This window comes from Sphingopyxis sp. EG6 (assembly GCF_003609815.1).
GTDB lineage: Bacteria > Pseudomonadota > Alphaproteobacteria > Sphingomonadales > Sphingomonadaceae > Sphingopyxis.
Window position 1 is genome coordinate 1,643,230 of the sequence record NZ_AP017603.1, and the last position, 15,845, is coordinate 1,659,074.

The 15,845-nt window shown below is 64.2% G+C and carries 12 protein-coding genes, 1 tRNA gene and 1 riboswitch; of the genes, 6 read left to right on the top strand and 7 right to left on the bottom strand.

Annotated features, from left to right (window positions below; genetic code table 11):
• Positions 1 to 44: 44 nt before the first annotated feature.
• On the bottom strand, positions 45 to 1,082 hold the full coding sequence (locus SPYCW_RS08115) for a 2-oxoacid:ferredoxin oxidoreductase subunit beta (protein ID WP_120216362.1): 1,038 nt from the start codon (positions 1,080 to 1,082) through the stop codon (positions 45 to 47).
• Positions 1,079 to 2,941 carry a 2-oxoacid:acceptor oxidoreductase subunit alpha gene (locus tag SPYCW_RS08120; RefSeq protein ID WP_120216363.1) on the bottom strand — a complete coding sequence of 621 codons (1,863 nt, stop codon included), beginning with the start codon at positions 2,939 to 2,941 and terminating at the stop codon, positions 1,079 to 1,081. The genes SPYCW_RS08115 and SPYCW_RS08120 overlap by 4 nt, the downstream gene beginning before the upstream one ends.
• Positions 2,942 to 3,138: 197 nt before the next feature.
• On the opposite strand from SPYCW_RS08120, the gene SPYCW_RS08125 reads away from it, so the two are divergent.
• Both SPYCW_RS08125 and SPYCW_RS08130 read left to right on the top strand, forming a co-directional pair.
• Entirely contained in the window at positions 3,139 to 4,086 is a 948-nt protein-coding gene (locus SPYCW_RS08125; RefSeq protein ID WP_120216364.1) for an alpha/beta hydrolase, read from the top strand.
• Positions 4,083 to 4,559, top strand: a complete 477-nt coding sequence (locus SPYCW_RS08130; RefSeq protein ID WP_120216365.1) for an RNA pyrophosphohydrolase — start codon at positions 4,083 to 4,085, stop codon at positions 4,557 to 4,559. The genes SPYCW_RS08125 and SPYCW_RS08130 overlap by 4 nt, the downstream gene beginning before the upstream one ends.
• Here SPYCW_RS08130 and SPYCW_RS08135 read toward each other — a convergent pair.
• Entirely contained in the window at positions 4,520 to 5,209 is a 690-nt protein-coding gene (locus SPYCW_RS08135) for a uracil-DNA glycosylase (RefSeq protein WP_120216366.1), read from the bottom strand. The genes SPYCW_RS08130 and SPYCW_RS08135 overlap by 40 nt on opposite strands.
• A gap of 23 nt (positions 5,210 to 5,232) precedes the next feature.
• Between SPYCW_RS08135 and folK the strand changes: the two genes are divergently transcribed.
• From folK to galE, 4 genes are all read left to right on the top strand, one after another.
• Positions 5,233 to 5,754, top strand: a complete 522-nt coding sequence (gene folK / locus SPYCW_RS08140; RefSeq protein WP_120216367.1) for a 2-amino-4-hydroxy-6-hydroxymethyldihydropteridine diphosphokinase — start codon at positions 5,233 to 5,235, stop codon at positions 5,752 to 5,754.
• A gap of 42 nt (positions 5,755 to 5,796) precedes the next feature.
• Positions 5,797 to 5,872, top strand: a tRNA-Lys gene (locus SPYCW_RS08145).
• 207 nt (positions 5,873 to 6,079) lie between these two features.
• Positions 6,080 to 7,084 carry an NAD-dependent epimerase/dehydratase family protein gene (locus tag SPYCW_RS08150; protein WP_120216368.1) on the top strand — a complete coding sequence of 335 codons (1,005 nt, stop codon included), beginning with the start codon at positions 6,080 to 6,082 and terminating at the stop codon, positions 7,082 to 7,084.
• A gap of 120 nt (positions 7,085 to 7,204) precedes the next feature.
• On the top strand, positions 7,205 to 8,221 hold the full coding sequence (gene galE, locus SPYCW_RS08155; protein WP_120216369.1) for a UDP-glucose 4-epimerase GalE: 1,017 nt from the start codon (positions 7,205 to 7,207) through the stop codon (positions 8,219 to 8,221).
• Here galE and SPYCW_RS08160 read toward each other — a convergent pair.
• The 4 genes from SPYCW_RS08160 to SPYCW_RS08175 form a co-directional block, all read right to left on the bottom strand.
• Positions 8,218 to 8,790, bottom strand: coding sequence for a TMEM165/GDT1 family protein (locus SPYCW_RS08160; RefSeq protein WP_120216370.1), 573 nt, complete (start codon positions 8,788 to 8,790; stop codon positions 8,218 to 8,220). The genes galE and SPYCW_RS08160 overlap by 4 nt on opposite strands.
• Positions 8,791 to 8,807: 17 nt before the next feature.
• A riboswitch (yybP-ykoY riboswitch) is annotated at positions 8,808 to 8,985 on the bottom strand.
• A complete protein-coding gene (locus SPYCW_RS08165; RefSeq protein ID WP_120216371.1) occupies positions 8,964 to 9,248 on the bottom strand; it encodes a hypothetical protein in 285 nt (94 codons plus the stop codon). Its footprint overlaps the riboswitch before it by 22 nt.
• Positions 9,248 to 13,477, bottom strand: a complete 4,230-nt coding sequence (locus SPYCW_RS08170; protein ID WP_120216372.1) for a translocation/assembly module TamB domain-containing protein — start codon at positions 13,475 to 13,477, stop codon at positions 9,248 to 9,250. The genes SPYCW_RS08165 and SPYCW_RS08170 overlap by 1 nt, the downstream gene beginning before the upstream one ends.
• Positions 13,477 to 15,804: an autotransporter assembly complex protein TamA gene (locus SPYCW_RS08175; RefSeq protein WP_232014882.1), complete on the bottom strand. Its 2,328-nt coding sequence runs from the start codon at positions 15,802 to 15,804 to the stop codon at positions 13,477 to 13,479. Before SPYCW_RS08175 ends, SPYCW_RS08170 begins: the two co-directional genes overlap by 1 nt.
• Positions 15,805 to 15,845: the final 41 nt, after the last annotated feature.

Consider the following 15,845-nt stretch of genomic DNA (forward strand, 5'->3'; position numbering starts at 1 on the left):
GGACCGGTTCATCCGCCCGTTGGTGAACACCACCTGCGCGGCGATTACAGCTCCGGGCCGCCTTCGGTCACCGTCCACGTCTGGCCCTTTTTCAGCAGACCTTGGAGATCGGCGGTCTTGCCTTCGCGCGCCGCTGCATTCTGGCGCCAGACATCGGCTTCAAAGGTCGGGCGCGGATCGTCGTAGAGTACGCCGAGCGCCATCGGAAATTCGCCGAAACGCATCTCGACGAGCATGTGCGCGACGCTGCGGTTGGTGACGTCATGGACGATCACGCCAGCGGCTTCCCAGTCGCCATCGACCACATCGACGGTCTTGAGATGCAGTTCATCGGCATCGAGCGCGATGCCTTTGGTACCTTTGGCATAGAGCATCGGTTCGCCCTGCTTCAGCCACAGCTGGCGATCCTCGGCGCCCTTCGGTGCCGCGAAATCCTCGAACACATCTTTGTTATAGACGATACAGTTCTGGAAAATCTCGATAAAGGCGGCACCCTTGTGAGCATGTGCGGCCTTGAGCACGTTTGGCAGTTCCTTCGACACGTCGAAGCCGCGTGCGACGAAACGCGCGCCGGCGCCGAGCGCGAAGGCGGCCGGCTGCGCGGGGCGATCGACCGAGCCGTAAGGGGTCGATGGGCTGGTGGTGCCAACGCGGCTGGTTGGCGAATATTGCCCCTTGGTCAGCCCGTAAATCTCGTTGTTGAACAGCATGATCTGGCAATCGAGATTGCGGCGAATGAGGTGCATCGTGTGGTTGCCGCCGATCGACAGTCCGTCGCCGTCGCCGGTGACGATCCAGATATCGAGGTTCGGGTTGGCAAGCTTCAACCCCGTCGCGAATGCCGGCGCGCGGCCGTGGATCGTGTGGAAGCCATAGGTTTCCATATAATAGGGAAAACGCGACGAGCAGCCGATGCCGCTGATGAATACGGTGTTCTCGGGCGCCGTGCCGATTTCGGGCATCGTGCGCTGCACCGCTTTCAGGATCGCATAGTCGCCGCAACCGGGGCACCAGCGGACTTCCTGATCGGTTTCCCAATCCTTGAGCGTGGTGGCGCGGGTGATCGGAGTAACCTGGTTCACTTCAATGCCTCCTCGATGGCGGCTTCGATTTCGGCGATGGTGAAGGGCTGACCCGACACCTTGTTCACCGGCTTCGCATCGACCAGATATTGGTCGCGCAGCACGGTCTTGAGCTGCCCCGTGTTCATCTCGGGCACGATCACCTTGTCAAAACTCTTGAGCAATTCGCCAAGGTTGGCGGCCAGCGGCCAGATATGACGGATGTGAACGTGGCTGACGTCAAGACCCTCGGCGCGCTTACGGCGCACGGCCTGGTGGATCGGACCGAAGGTCGAGCCCCAGCCGACAACCGCAAGCTTGCCGCCCTCGGCGCCCAGCTCGACGATCTGATCGGGCACCTTGATGCCGTCGATCTTGTCCTTGCGGATGTCGGTCATCGCCTGATGGTTGCCCGGCGCATAATTGATGTGGCCGGTATCGACTTCCTTCTCGATCCCGCCGATGCGGTGGAGCAGACCCGGCGTACCGGGCTTGACCCACGGACGCGCGAGCTTGTCGTCACGGCCATAGGGTTTGAAGCCACCCTCGGGCACCTCGGTCAGAAACTCGACCGGGAAAGCCTCGTAAGTCGTCAGATCGGGCACCGCCCATGGCTCGGCGGCGTTCGCGATATAGCCGTCGGTGAGCAGCATCACCGGGGTCATATATTGCACCGCGATGCGCACCGCCTCGATCGCGCAATCGAACGCGTCGCCGGGCGAGCGCGCCGAAATGACGGGCATCGGGGCGTCGCCGTTGCGGCCATAGACCGCCTGGTAAAGGTCCGACTGTTCGGTTTTGGTCGGCAGGCCGGTCGAGGGACCGCCGCGCTGCGAATTGACGATGACGAGCGGCAACTCGGTCATGATCGCCAGGCCCATCGCCTCGCCCTTCAGCGCGATACCGGGTCCTGACGATGACGTCACACCGAGCGCACCGCCGTAGCTCGCACCGATTGCCGAGCAGATGGCGGCGATTTCGTCCTCGGCCTGAAAGGTCGTGACATCATATTCCTTGAGCCGCGACAAATGATGCAGGATCGCCGAAGCCGGGGTGATCGGATAGCCGCCAAAGAACATCGGCAGCTTGGCGAGCTGCGCGCCCGCAACCAGCCCGAGCGCGATCCCCTCGGCGCCGGTCAGCGTGCGATAGAGGCCCGGTGCAACGGGCGCCGGGTCGACATGATGCTGCTTCAGCGGCCCCGCGAGCTCGGCGGTCTCGCCATAGGCGTGGCCCGCGTTGAGCGCCGCGATGTTGGCCGCCGCAAGATCGGGTGCCTTCGCAAACTTGCCATTCAGCCAGTCGATCAGCGGCTGGCGATCACGATCGAACATCCAGAGCGCCAGCCCCAGCGTCCACATATTTTTGCAGCGCAGCGCCTCCTTGTTGCCAAGCCCGAAGGGTTTGACGGCGTCCATGGTGAGTTGGCTGATGTTGAGCTTGAGCAGCTGCCACTTGGCCAGGCTGCCGTCATCGAGCGGGTTGGCGTCATATTTCGCCTTGGCAAGGTTGCGATCGTTGAACTCGCCCTCGTCGGCAATGATCAGTCCGCCGGGTTTGAGCGACGGCACATTGGTCTTGAGCGCCGCGGGGTTCATCGCGACGAGCACGTCGGGCGCATCGCCCGCGGTATCGATCGCCGACGAACCGAAGTTGATCTGGAAGGCCGACACGCCGAAAAGCGTCCCCTGCGGGGCGCGGATCTCGGCGGGGAAATCGGGGAAGGTCGCAAAGTCGTTGCCCGCGAGCGCCGACGACAAAGTGAACTGACCACCGGTCAGCTGCATCCCGTCGCCGCTATCGCCTGCAAATCTGACTACCACCGCATCCGAAAGGGGGGACTGCCGCTTGTCGGCTTCGTCCACTACCGCTGTCGCCATTTTTTCTTCTGCCTTGAATCTTGCGAACCTGTGACGCTGGCCTAGGCCTGTGGGCGCGATGCCGCAATTCAGAAAAAATTGTGCGCTGCAAACTTCAAACGTCCGAATGGGTTGCGAATTGCGATTGAATTATCCGCGGTGATGCCGAATAGCTGCGCAAACAACAGGCCGCACAAGCGGAACGAGGGGATTACAGGATGACCGACGGCACCACGCATTTTACGCGCCCTGACGTGGCGACTTTCCTGGCGTTTCTGAACGCGCAGGAAGGTCCGAAGATGGAAGAGATGCCGCCCGAGGGCGCGCGCGAGATGTTCCGCGTGATGGCCCAGATGGCCGACGCTCCCCGCGGAGAGATTGCGCAGGTCGAGGACCGGACCATCCCCGGCCCTGCTGGCGAGATTCCCGTCCGAATCTATGACAATCGTCCGGGTCGCGAACCCGGCCCGGTGATGGTTTTCTTCCATGGCGGCGGCTGGGTCATTGGCGACCTCGATACCCACGATGGCTATTGCGCCGAAGCCGCACGCCTGCTCGACATGCCGGTAATCGCGGTCGATTATCGCCTCGCGCCCGAACACCCCTTCCCCGCCGCGCCTGAGGATTGCGAGGCGGCGGCGCGCTGGGTTGCCAACAATTACCCCTGCACTGGGCTGGTCCTGTCGGGGGAAAGCGCGGGCGGCAACCTGACCATTGCGACAGCACTCACCCTTCGCGACAAGCCCGCGTCAAAGCCGGTGATTGCAATGCACCCCATCTATCCTGCCGTTACGACGCACGATGACTGGCAAAGCTATCGCGATTTTGGCGAAGGCCATCTGCTGACCACCGGCAGCATGACGTATTTCGGCAACCATTATGCGCCAGATCCCGCCGACTATCGCGCGGCGCCGCTTGATTTTCCGGCAGCCGGCCTGCCGCCGACGCTGCTTACCACCGCTGGCCTCGACCCGCTGCGCGATCAGGGCCGCGCCTATGCCGCCAAGCTGATCGAGGCAGGTGTCCCGACGACGTATCGCGAAGCGACGGGCAGCATTCATGGATATATCAATTTGGCGCAAGGCATCCCAAGCGCCAAGGAGGACATCCGCGGCGCCTTGTTGGTCTTGAAAGCGATCGTCGCCGAAGCTAGCGGAGCGGCATGATCGATCACAACGCCCTTCCCTATCGGCCCTGTGCCGGCGTCATGCTCGCCAATCGCGACGGCAAGGTGTTCGTCGGCCAGCGACTCGATACCTCGAGTGAAGCCTGGCAGATGCCACAGGGCGGGATCGACGACGGCGAAGATGCCGAGGAGGCGGCGATCCGCGAGCTTGGCGAGGAAACCGGCGTCCATGGCGGGCTGGTCGAAATCATCGCGCGCAGCCGCGCGGAATATTTCTACGACCTGCCCGACCATCTGATCGGCAAGATGTGGGGCGGCAAATATCGCGGCCAGCGCCAGCACTGGTTCCTGATGCGCTTCATGGGTGAGGATAGGGACATCAACATCGCCACCAAACACCAGGAATTTCGCGCCTGGAGGTGGGCCGAACTGCACGAGATCGAAAAGCTGATTGTGCCGTTCAAGCGTGTGCTTTACCGCGGATTGATCGAGGAATTCGGCCCGCTCGTCTGATCACGTAGCGCCAGCGCTACGCGAAAGACATTGGCGAACATTTCAGGGGTCAGGCGCCCGGTGTTCGTGTTGTAACGCGAGCAATGATAGCTATCGACAAGGTACCGCTCCTCTGCCAGCCGGTGAACTGCGCCATGACCGAACGGATGCGCCACCAGCCGCGCGCCCGCTGCTCTTAGCACCGCGTCATGCGCGATCCGTCCCAGCGCGACGATCACGCGGACGCGGGGCAAGGCCGCCAGTTGCTGTTCGAAATACGGGCGACAATTCGCAATCTCGGCAGGCGTCGGCTTGTTCTGTGGCGGCAGGCATTTGACGCTGTTGACGATGATCGCGCCTTCGAGAGTCAAACCGTCGTCGATCCGCGCATCATACCGACCTTTGCTCAGCCCGAATTTGGCGAGCGTCGCGAACAGCAGGTCGCCCGCATAATCGCCCGTGAAAGGCCGTCCGGTCCGGTTCGCACCATGCTTGCCCGGCGCCAGTCCCGCAAGTGCCAGCCAGGCGTCAGGGTCGCCGAACGCATCGACCGGCGCGTTCCACCAGTCCGGATATTCGGCCTGACATTCGCGCCGCAACGCGACCAATCGCGGACAGCGCGGGCAATCTCGCGGCGGTTCGGTACCGGGCAATGGGCTGTCAATCTCCACACAACTGCGATAGGCGCGAGAGCATGAGCAACGCAACGCCGCTTCCCCTTTATGCCATCGGCCTCGGTTCGAATCGCCGCCATGCGCGCTTCGGCGATCCGCGCGCGGTGTTGATGGCGGCGCTTGCGGCGCTCGAAAGCAACGATATCGAAGCGGTCGATGCCAGCCCGATCATCGCAAGCGATCCGATCGGCCCTTCGCGCCGCCGCTATGCGAATGCGGTGGCCTTGGTCGCATCGACGCTGACCCCGCCGCAGATGCTCGCAAGACTTCACGCGATCGAAGCCGCCTTTGGCCGCCGCGTCGGGCAGCGCTGGAGCGCGCGGACGCTGGACCTCGATATTCTCCTCTGGTCGGGCGGCATCTGGTCCGACAGCGCGCTCACCATCCCCCACCCCGCGATCGACCAGCGCGCCTTCGTCCTCGGCCCGCTCCGCGCGATCGTTCCCAATTGGCAGCATCCGCTCCACCGCCGCAGCGTCCGCCAGCTCGCCGCGCGCCTCGGACGTCCAAAGCCGGTTGACCGGGGCGCAGCAGCGCACTAGGGCGACGGCTCACTTCGCGCACCGCCTTTGCGGCGCCGCGATGGGCCCTTAGCTCAGTCGGTAGAGCAACTGACTTTTAATCAGTAGGTCGCTGGTTCGAACCCAGCAGGGCTCACCATCCCCATATATTCTGACGACTGCAGCGTCGCGCACGCGCGCGCGCGCTCCGCGGCGGTTGGCCAACGGCCGTCAATATTCCTGCCGTCGTTACCTCTGAATTTACCGATTGGCGTGATAAGAGCGGCATCGGGAGCCAAGCATTATCGCGGCAGCCAATTTTGCGGATGGGCTGCGCGCAGTTTGACGGCCAAGGCAGGGACAGAATTTGACGACACTCATCACCGGTGCGGCGGGCTTTATCGGCATGCATGTTGCGGCGGCGCTGCTTGCGCGAGGCGAGCGCGTAGTCGGTATCGACAATTTCACGCCCTATTATTCGCTCGATCTCAAACGCGCGCGTGTCGCGCATCTTGCAGCGCGCTATGGCGACCTGTTCGCGTTCAAGGATGTTGATTTTGGCGATGCCGGGGCGCTTGCCGCGGCGCTGACCGATGTGGCGATCGACCGCATCGTGCATCTGGGGGCGCAGCCGGGAGTGCGCTACTCGCTCGAAAACCCGGCGGCCTACATTCACTCGAATGTCGCCGGCCATGTGAATATCCTTGAACTGGCGCGCCACCGGACAATTGCGCACCTGGTTTATGCATCATCGTCGTCGGTTTACGGCATGCGTGCCGATACGCCCTTTCGCGTGGCCGACCGCGCCGACGCACCGATCTCGCTCTATGCGGCGACCAAGCGCGCTGACGAGCTGATGAGCGAAACCTATGCGCATCTGTTCCGGATTCCGCAGACCGGACTGCGGTTTTTCACCGTTTACGGCCCCTGGGGGCGGCCCGACATGGCGGTGTGGAAATTCACCGAAGCGGTGCTGCAAGGGAGCCCGATCGACGTCTATAATCACGGCGACATGCTGCGCGATTTCACGTTCATCGACGATATCGTGAGCGGTGTCGTTCTGGCACTCGACCGCCCACCCAGCGATGACAAGCAGATGAAGCCCGGCGGCTTCACCACGCCGCATCGGCTTTACAATATCGGCAACAACCGGCCCGAACAGCTGACCGACCTGATCCGCGCGATCGAAACCGCCTGCGATCGCAAGGCCGAAATAAATTTGCTGCCGATGCAGGACGGCGACGTCTATCAGACCTTCGCCGATATCGAAGATATCAGCCGCGACCTGGGCTTTGCCCCGAGCACCCCGATGGCGGTCGGCATTCCGGCGTTTGTCGATTGGTATCGCAAAGACTGGTCCAAGCGCGGGTAACGTCGCCCTTACCAGCCCTATGGCGCAATAGGGCGTACCCGGTGGCTTGGTCGCAGGCGCGGGATCGAATAGGGCGGATTCGTTGACGGCAAAATTTCCGTTTGGAGGCAAGGCAATCCGATGAATATCCTGTTGACCGGCGGCACCGGCTATATCGGCAGCCATGTTGCGACCGCTTTGATTTCAGCAGGCCATCAGGTCGCCTGCTTCGACAATCTTGCGAATAGCGATGCCGCGGTGATCGAACGGCTCGAAGCGATCACCGGTACGGCGGTTCCCCTGGTCGTCGGTGATATTCGTGATGGCGATGCGTTGCGCGGCGCGATGGCGGACCACGATGCCGAAGCCGTCATCCATTTCGCGGGGCTGAAAGCCGTCGGCGAATCGGTCGCCGAACCGATGAAATATTACGACAATAATGTGCGCGGGACGCTGTCGCTGGTCCAGGCCATGGCCGATTGCAGCGTCAAGACGATGGTCTTTTCGTCAAGCGCAACGGTCTATGGCCAACCGCAATATCTGCCGCTCGATGAAAAACACCCGACATCGGCGACCAATCCCTATGGCCGCACCAAGTTGATGATCGAGGAGATGCTAGCGGACATTGCGGCGTCCGACCCCGAATGGCGCATCGCCACCCTGCGCTATTTCAACCCGGTCGGCGCGCATGACAGCGGCCTGATTGGCGAGAATCCGAACGGCATTCCGAACAATCTGATGCCCTTTATCAGCCGCGTCGCTGCCGGACGGCTCAATGAGCTGTCCGTATTCGGCAGCGATTATGACACCCCCGACGGCACCGGGGTGCGCGATTACATCCATGTCGTCGACCTGGCCGATGGTCATGTTGCGGCGCTCGACGCGATCGTCCAGGCCGCTCCCGGCCTTTCGACTTGGAACCTTGGCACCGGGCAAGGCTATTCGGTGCTGGATATGGTTCGGGCGTTTGAACGGGTGAACGGCGTCAGCATTCCCTATCGCCTCGCGCCGCGCCGCGACGGCGACGTGGCAAGCTGCTACGCCAGCCCCGAACGCGCGGCGCAAGAGCTTGGCTGGACCGCGCAGCGCGACCTCGACGCCATGTGTGCGTCAAGCTGGAGCTTCGAGCGGACGCTGGCGATGCGCAACACGGGTTAGCCGAGCCAACCCGCCGTCTGGGCAAGCACCCACAGGCCGATCAGCAGGAACAATCCTGCCGCGATCATGCGCACCTTCGCCAGATCGACCCGTTTGAGCAGTTCATGCCCCAGGAAGATCGCCGGCACATTGGCGATCATCATGCCGAGCGTCGTTCCCGCGGTGACGGCCACGACGTCATGATATTGCGCGCCGAGCGCGATCGTGGCGATTTGCGTCTTGTCGCCCATTTCGACGAGGAAGAAGGCGACGAGCGTCGTCAGGAAGGCACCGAACCGCGGCTTCGGCGCATCCTCATCCTCGAACTTGTCCGGGATCAGCGTCCACGCCGCCATCGCAATAAACGACAGGCCGATTGCATAGCGAAAAATCGCGCTATCAAGAAAACTGGCCGCCGACGCGCCGAGCAGCGCCGCGAGCGCATGATTGGCAAACGTCGCCACCAGGATACCGAGAATGATCGGCAGCGGGCGGTTGAACCGCGTCGCGAGCAAAATCGCGAGCAACTGCGTCTTGTCGCCGATTTCGGCGAGCGCAACGACGGCGGTCGAGGTGAACAAGGCTTCCATGAACAAGCTCCGGGGCCGAGCGGCTTCGCGATTCCAACGGACATCGAACCCGCCGCCCGGCCCGGACGAAGGTCGATGCCATTGGTCTCGCCCAAGCGGTATCCCGCTTCCACCGCACCACGGCCTCTCGGCCGAGTATGTTGACACGGTGGCCCGTCCGGCTGGACGGCTGGCTACTCCCCAGATGACGGGGGCGGGTTAGTCGGATTGACCGTTTCTGGCAAGGGCTCGGGCGACACGCGCGGAATTTTCCCGCCCCGTTCCGCCTGCGGCGCTCGCGTCGCCGCCGTCTCCCCCGCAGCAGCCGCAGCAGCCTCGGATTCGGCGATCGCCGCGTCCATCGCCTCGGCGCGCGCTTCAATCTCCGCCGCCGCCTTGTCGTAACGCGCCTCGAAGTCGGGTTCGTCCTTGCACCCCGCGAGCAGCAGCAACGGCAACAGCGTCATCGCGCCGCGCATCAATAATCCTTGCGGTAACGGATGCTGAGGTTCGACTGGCCCGAACCGCCCGCCTGACTGAGCAGCGACAGCGCCCGGGTCAGGCTGATCTCCAGCTGCGTCGCGGTGTAGCCGCGCGCGTCGGTGATGACCTCGAGATAGATGTCCTTGGTGATATACTGCCCTGCGGCAAGTGCTGTTCCCCGTCCGACGGTGTCGTCGGGGCCAAGCACGCGCAGCCGGTCGATTCCCGTCGCCGACTGCAACGCGCCGAGCGGGCTCAATCCGCCGCCCCCACTGCTGAGCGTGTTGAGCGACGAGGCCAGCTGCACCGCCTGCAATGGCGACAGCGTCGTGATCGAATCGCCAAACAGGATCCGCGACACGATTTCGTCCTGCGGCAGCCCCGGAACGCTGGAGAAGGCGATTTGCGGATTGCTGGCGCGGCCCGACACCGCGACGTTCACCGTCACCGTCTCGATCGTATCGCTCGCCAGCAGCCGGATAGCCGGGTCGTAAGCGTCGCCGGTCGGGAAGGTCACGCGGCCTTCCTGCAATTCGAACGAACGTCCTGCAAAGCCCAGCGTCCCGCGCACCAACTCGATCTCACCCGTCACGCGCGGCGCGAGGGTGGTTCCGCGCAGGACGATATCGGCCATCCATTCTGATTCCAGCCCCATGCCGCTGACGTAGATTTCGTCCGACGCCTTCAACGCAATATCCAGACGGATAAGGTCGAACAGGCTGCCGCCGACCGCAGCCAGCCCGTCGCCGCTGATCCGTTGCCGTCCCGCTGCCGGTTTGCGCCTGATCCCGGTCAGCACTGGCACTTGCGCCGCCCCCTCGCGCACAATCCGATAGCGCGTTTCGGGCAGGCGCAGGCTGCCCGACAGCAGCGCCGCTTGCCCCGCCACTTTTTCCAGCACCAGATTGCCGGTGGCGCGCGCCGCGATATTCTCGCTGCGCGCGAGCCGTGCGTTGTCGAGCGTCATCGCGATGTTCATGGGATAGCCATCGGCCTGCGCCAGACTGATATAGCCCTTCGCTTCGACCTTGCCGTCGCCAGCCGTCGCCGTCAGTTGGTCGATTTCCAGCCGGTTGCCGTCAAAGCGGCCGTTGACGACCATGTTGGTCAGGCGGGTGCCATAGGTCTGGTTTTCATAGACCATGTCCTTGCCGCGCACGACACCCGAAAGGCAGGGGTCGGCAACGCTACAGCTGAAATCGGCAGCGACCGCGATCGGTCCCGACACGCCCTGATCCGCGGGACCGAAGAAGGAATAGAGCGTGTCCGACGGACCATTATAGCGGATGCCGCCGCCCAATGGCGCCGCACGCAGCCGCGTCATCCAGTCGCCCGCACCCGGGCCAAGCGGGCGGAGCGATGCCTGCATGCGCCCGATCACGCTGCCGCGTTTGCGCATCACCGCGCGCGCCTCGCCACCGTCGCTGAGCAGCTTGCCGACAAAATTGACATCGACCGGTTGGCTGACCGACGCTGCCGTCGTCCGGGTAAAGCCGGTGATCGAGAGGCGCGCATCGGCGCGCGGGAAACTCTCTGCGCCAGCCTGCTCGAAATCGAGGCTGCCGGTTGCGCGCCCGCCTAGCCCCATGTCGGGGTAAACGGCGTTCAGGATAGCCATATTGACCCGCTCGAGCCGGCTCTGGATCACGATCCCCTCGCCAAACCGCCCGGCCACGCGCGCACTGCTGCCGCGGCCCAGATTGACCATCGTCGGCAGCAGTTCATAACCGTCGGCGCCGGGGATGATCCGCGCGGGCGAGGTGGTGCGGAAATTGATCCCCGTTGCGCGGCCCTGGACCGAGGCACGCCACAGTGCAGGGGTCAGATCGGCGTTGGCGGCGACGCGGAACGGAACCCCGCTGGTGCCTTCGACGAGCGCCTGCGCCTTGCCGCGTCCGTCGCGATAATCGATCTTCACCCGTCCGACCGCGATGTCATATTCGCGGATACGCGTTTCGGCGATCTGGATGTCGGCAACGACGTGCGGGGTGTCATAGAGCGTGACGTCGGCATCGACGATCGCCGATCCGACAGCCAGCTTGGCCGGTCCGGGCAGCACGACGTTGTTGGCGCGGACGTTGATCGCCGCCGCCTGATGTTGCCCCGCAGCGCTCAGTCGGACGAGCCCGCCCAGCCCCTGCCCCGACGCGTTGAGCTGACCAACGAACGGCCCCGCCTGACTGCGCACCAGGCGCCCATTGAAACCGATGCCGGACAAATCGCCGCGCTCGACGTCGATGGTCAATGGTCCCGCTGCGGTCAGCAGCACGACGTCGGCTGCCAACGGACCATAATCGGTGTCGCCGGTGGCGGCGAGACGATACCCGTTCGGCGCGCCGTTGATCCGCGCGACCAGATTGGCAAGCCCTATGCCAAGCCCCGGACGCTCCGCCGTCACGACGGCACGCGGATCGCTGATCGTCCCGGCCAACTGAACGCCAACGGGCCCGTAGTCGGTCGAATTAGCGCGCGCACTGATCTCGATCTGGCCGTTGGGCGCATAACTCCCCTGCCCGCCGGTGACGCGCAAGCGCGGCGCCGCCAGCCGCAGATTGGCGAAGCGCACGACGCCATCGGTGCCGTAGCGGACGTCGCCCGACGCCGTCGCATTACCACCCAGGAAATCGCGCACGCCCGAGTTGAACAGACGCGTCGAACGGGCGCGCACGCGCCCGGCGATTTCGAAACCACCGCGCGGCGCGGTCTTCACATCAGCGTCGGTATCGATATCGAAGATGCCCACGCTTTCGACCCGATAGTCGTAGATCCGTCCGTCGATCGCGCCGGTGTAAAAGCCGCGATTGAGGTCGGCGATGACGATCGCCTTCGCGTCAATGCGCGGCGAGCGCAGGCGCAAATTGTCGCTGAGCACCCGTCCATTGCTGTAAGCGAGATCGCCGTCGAGTCGCACTTGGACCAGTGTGCCGCCCGCAACCGTATCAAGCCCGCGAATCCGCGCTGCGCGCCCGGCGACCGGGATGACAATCTGATCGGCGTCGACGCGCGCTTTACCCGCGAGTGCAAGCGTTTCGACGACGATGTCGTTGACCGCGAGGGTCGTGGCGTTCGCCTGATATTCGACCGTCGGCACGTCGAATGCGCCATCCAGCGTCGCGATCGCCCGCACGCCATTGGCCCGCACCGCGGGCGCCACCGCACTCGGACGAAGCAGCACGAATGCCAGTTGCAGCGCCTCATACCGGCTGTTGCCGAGGTCGACCCCGCCGCTCACGCCCAGTCGGAAGGCGTCGGACGACAATCGACCGTCGAGGTCGGCCTTGCGGTCGGCGAGCCGGGCCGTCACATCCACCGCGGTTTCCGGCCCGAGCAGCGCCGCGGTCGGGCCGTCGAACAGTCGCGACGCCTGCGCGGCGCCTTTCACGGCAAATGTGCCATTGCGTGCCGTCAGCGCCAGTCGCGCGAGCGGTGCGGCGCCAAGATTGGCGGTCAGATTGCCGTTCCAGACTTTCCAGTCGCCGCGCCCTGCCAACTTGGCAGTCATTGGTTGGTCAAAGCCGCCCATCGCTGCTAGTACGCCCCCCTGCGGCGCGCTAACGTCCACCCCTACGTCAAAACGGTTCGCTTCTGGCACGGCATCGAGCCGCAGCGCCAACGTGTCACCCTTGGCATTGGCGCCGATCGTGGCGGCATTGGCGGTGATCTGTGCCCGCCGGTCGGCGATCGCGATCTTGCCATTCAAGCGCGCCTCCTGCCGCTCGCCGGCGACAGCAGGCTCAAAAATGAAGCGATCGACGCGCAGGTTGCCGACGTCGATGTTGAGATCGGGGAGCAGCGGCTCGCCCGTGTCGGGCACGACCTTGAACGCGGGTATTTTCCGCATCGTCATCGTCGCCGCGGTCGCCGAACGAATATCGACATGGTTGGCGAAATAGCGAATCGGCCGCCAGTCGACCCGGACCTCGGGCGATTCGAGGAACACTCCCGTCGGATCGGACAGCGTGAAGTTAAGGATGACCATCCGGCCATAGAGCGACCCGTCGAGCCGACCGATGCCGATCTTCATCCCATTTTCAAATTCATATTTTTCGATCTGGGTGACAACGAAGCGCCGCCCGGCATCGCTGTTGAGTCCGACCAGGAACAGCGCGAACAACAGGACCAGCCCCAGCAGCGACAGGCCGATCCAGCGCAGAATCGCCATGGGCCAGTTCCGCGGCTTCGCCGCCGTCGCCGTGTCGGCGGCCACGGGCGCCTCGTCGGCCATCAGAACGCCTGTCCGATCGACACATAGACGCTGACCAATGCCTCTCCCGGCTTGCGCCCGATCGGCGTCGCGACGTCCAGTCGCATCGGCCCGAAGTTGGTATAATAGCGCGCGCCGATCCCGGCGCCGAAGCGAAGGTCGGAGAATGTCGGCGCCGACCCGCGATAAACCTGTCCGGCATCGACGAACCCGACGACGCCGAAATTGCCGAAGCGATAGCGCCCCTCAAACGCCGCTTCAGCGACGCTGCGGCCACCGATCGGGTCGTCATTGGGATCCTTGGGCCCCAGTTCCTGATAGCCAAAGCCGCGCACCGACCCGCCACCGCCGGCATAGAAACGCCGCGATGGCGCCAGCCGCTCACGCGCCGCGCCCAGGATCGATCCGACCCGCACCCGCCCGGCCAAAACGATGTTGTCGGTGACCGGATAATAGCCGCTGACGTCGAGACGCGTCCGCGCGTAGGGCGAAAACTGCCCGGCGAGCGAGCCTTCGGGCTGGATCAGCGCGGTCGCGCGAAATCCCCTGGTCGGATCGAGCAGGCTGTCGGTACGATCCATCCCGACCTGCCCCGTCAGCCCAAAGATCGTGTAGAAATCGCGATCGCGCGTGCCGCGGGTGAAATCATAATCATCTTCGCTCGTCGCGATCAGTTCGGCCCCGAACGCATAGGTGAATTTCTTCTGCCAGATCGGCGTCGAATCATAGCTGACTCGCGCCGCAACGCGGCCGGTGATCGCCTCGAACGCGTTGTAATTGCTTCGCGTCGCTTCAGCGACCAGCTCAAAAGTGCGGTCGCGGCGGCCAGCGTTCGACCGGCGCAGCGTCGCGCCGAGCCCCTGCTCCTGCGTCCCGACGACCCCGCGAAAGATCAGCGCGCCCTCGGGCGGCAACAGGTTGCGATGCGTCCAGCTGCCTTCGAGGCGGATTCCCTCGCCCGTCCCATAACCAGCGCTCGCCGCCAAAGTCCTCGGCGGCCCCGCTTGCTGCGTCACCAGCATCGTCACATATTCGGTATCGTCGCCCGCGCTTTCGCCCGTTGGCTGCGGCTCGGCGGCAACCGTGGCGAACAGGCCGGTCGCGACCAGCGCCTGCCGCAGGTCGTCGACCTTGCGGCTGTCGTAGAGCTCGCCGCGCTTGAAGCGCGCCAGCACCGCAACATGTTCGGCGTCGAACGCCAGATCGCCCGTCGTCTCGATCCCGCCGAACCGCGATCGTTTTCCGATGTCGATGGGCAGCGTATAAACGCCGTCACCGGTCGCTCCGTCGAGCAGGATGTCACGCTGTCCGACCTCGGCAAAGGGATAGCCCTCTTCGGGCAGCTTCAGCGCGATCGCCGCCTCGGCGCCTTGCACCCGCTGGGCGACGATCGGTTCGCCGACACTCAGCGGGAAATTGTCGGCGATCAGGTTTGGCGGCACGGTTGGATCGGCCTTCAGGATGATCTCCGCCAGCCGATATTGCGTCCCGGGCGTCACATCGATCACCGCGGTGATTGGTCGGCGCTGACGCGGCTGCCCCTCCTGCCGCTCTTCGCGCTCGCCGCGATCGATCCGTGTCTCGACGACGGCATCGTAATAGCCTTCGGAAGCCAGGATGCGCTGCATCAACTCGCCGTCGGCGGTCAGTCGCGCCCGCACCATGGCGGCATTGTCCGCCTTGCCATCGCCGTCGTAGAGCGCCGACAAATCGCCAAACAGGTCGGCAAGATCGACGTCGGTACTGTCATCGGCGGGCGCGAGCCCGTTGACCTGGACGGCATATGCGACGCTGACATCATCATCGTCGGCCTCAGCCTCGGCAAATTCGACAGGCTCGACATCGAAATTTTCAAGCGGCGGCAAAGGTGCCGCAAGTTCGCTGTCGGTGATCGGGGCATCGCCGATCACCTCCACCGCATCGCCGTCGGCCAGCGCCGGGATCGGGACGCCATCGACTGCGGGTGTCGGCGCATCAGCCTCCGAATCGCTCGCGGCGGTCGGCGCGGCGGCTTGACGCTTTTCAAACTCGGCGATCGTTTCGAGCGGCCGATCGAGTTCGGGGTCATCCTCAACCGGGATCGGCGGGATCGCCTTCTCAAACTCTTCGTCGCTGATAATCGGCGCCACCTCGGGAAATGCCACGCCGGGCGGTGGCGGGGTCGGCGCCGCGATCGCCGGATCGGATGTTGGTGCCACCGTCGGCACGACCTCTGGCGGTGCAACCGGCTGCGCGCTCGCAGAAGCCGTCCCGGCCAGTCCGACGATCGAGGCCGACACAATCAATACCGGTCGCAACCGCATCAGGCGCGCCGGGTGATAATCACTGGAGGTTTCAGGGTTTTGCATCTGTCAGCCGTCGATACGGCATCTCTGGCTGGCACGCTGCC

What these genes read in the sequence shown, in the direction of transcription:
- SPYCW_RS08175 (WP_232014882.1), bottom strand. Translation starts at nt 15,804, where the DNA reads ATGCAAAACCCTGAAACCTCCAGTGATTATCACCCGGCGCGCCTGATG.
- SPYCW_RS08120 (WP_120216363.1), bottom strand. Translation starts at nt 2,941, where the DNA reads ATGGCGACAGCGGTAGTGGACGAAGCCGACAAGCGGCAGTCCCCCCTT.
- folK (WP_120216367.1), top strand. Translation starts at nt 5,233, where the DNA reads ATGAGCAACGCAACGCCGCTTCCCCTTTATGCCATCGGCCTCGGTTCG.
- SPYCW_RS08125 (WP_120216364.1), top strand. Translation starts at nt 3,139, where the DNA reads ATGACCGACGGCACCACGCATTTTACGCGCCCTGACGTGGCGACTTTC.
- SPYCW_RS08165 (WP_120216371.1), bottom strand. Translation starts at nt 9,248, where the DNA reads ATGCGCGGCGCGATGACGCTGTTGCCGTTGCTGCTGCTCGCGGGGTGC.
- galE (WP_120216369.1), top strand. Translation starts at nt 7,205, where the DNA reads ATGAATATCCTGTTGACCGGCGGCACCGGCTATATCGGCAGCCATGTT.
- SPYCW_RS08160 (WP_120216370.1), bottom strand. Translation starts at nt 8,790, where the DNA reads ATGGAAGCCTTGTTCACCTCGACCGCCGTCGTTGCGCTCGCCGAAATC.
- SPYCW_RS08170 (WP_120216372.1), bottom strand. Translation starts at nt 13,477, where the DNA reads ATGGCCGACGAGGCGCCCGTGGCCGCCGACACGGCGACGGCGGCGAAG.
- SPYCW_RS08130 (WP_120216365.1), top strand. Translation starts at nt 4,083, where the DNA reads ATGATCGATCACAACGCCCTTCCCTATCGGCCCTGTGCCGGCGTCATG.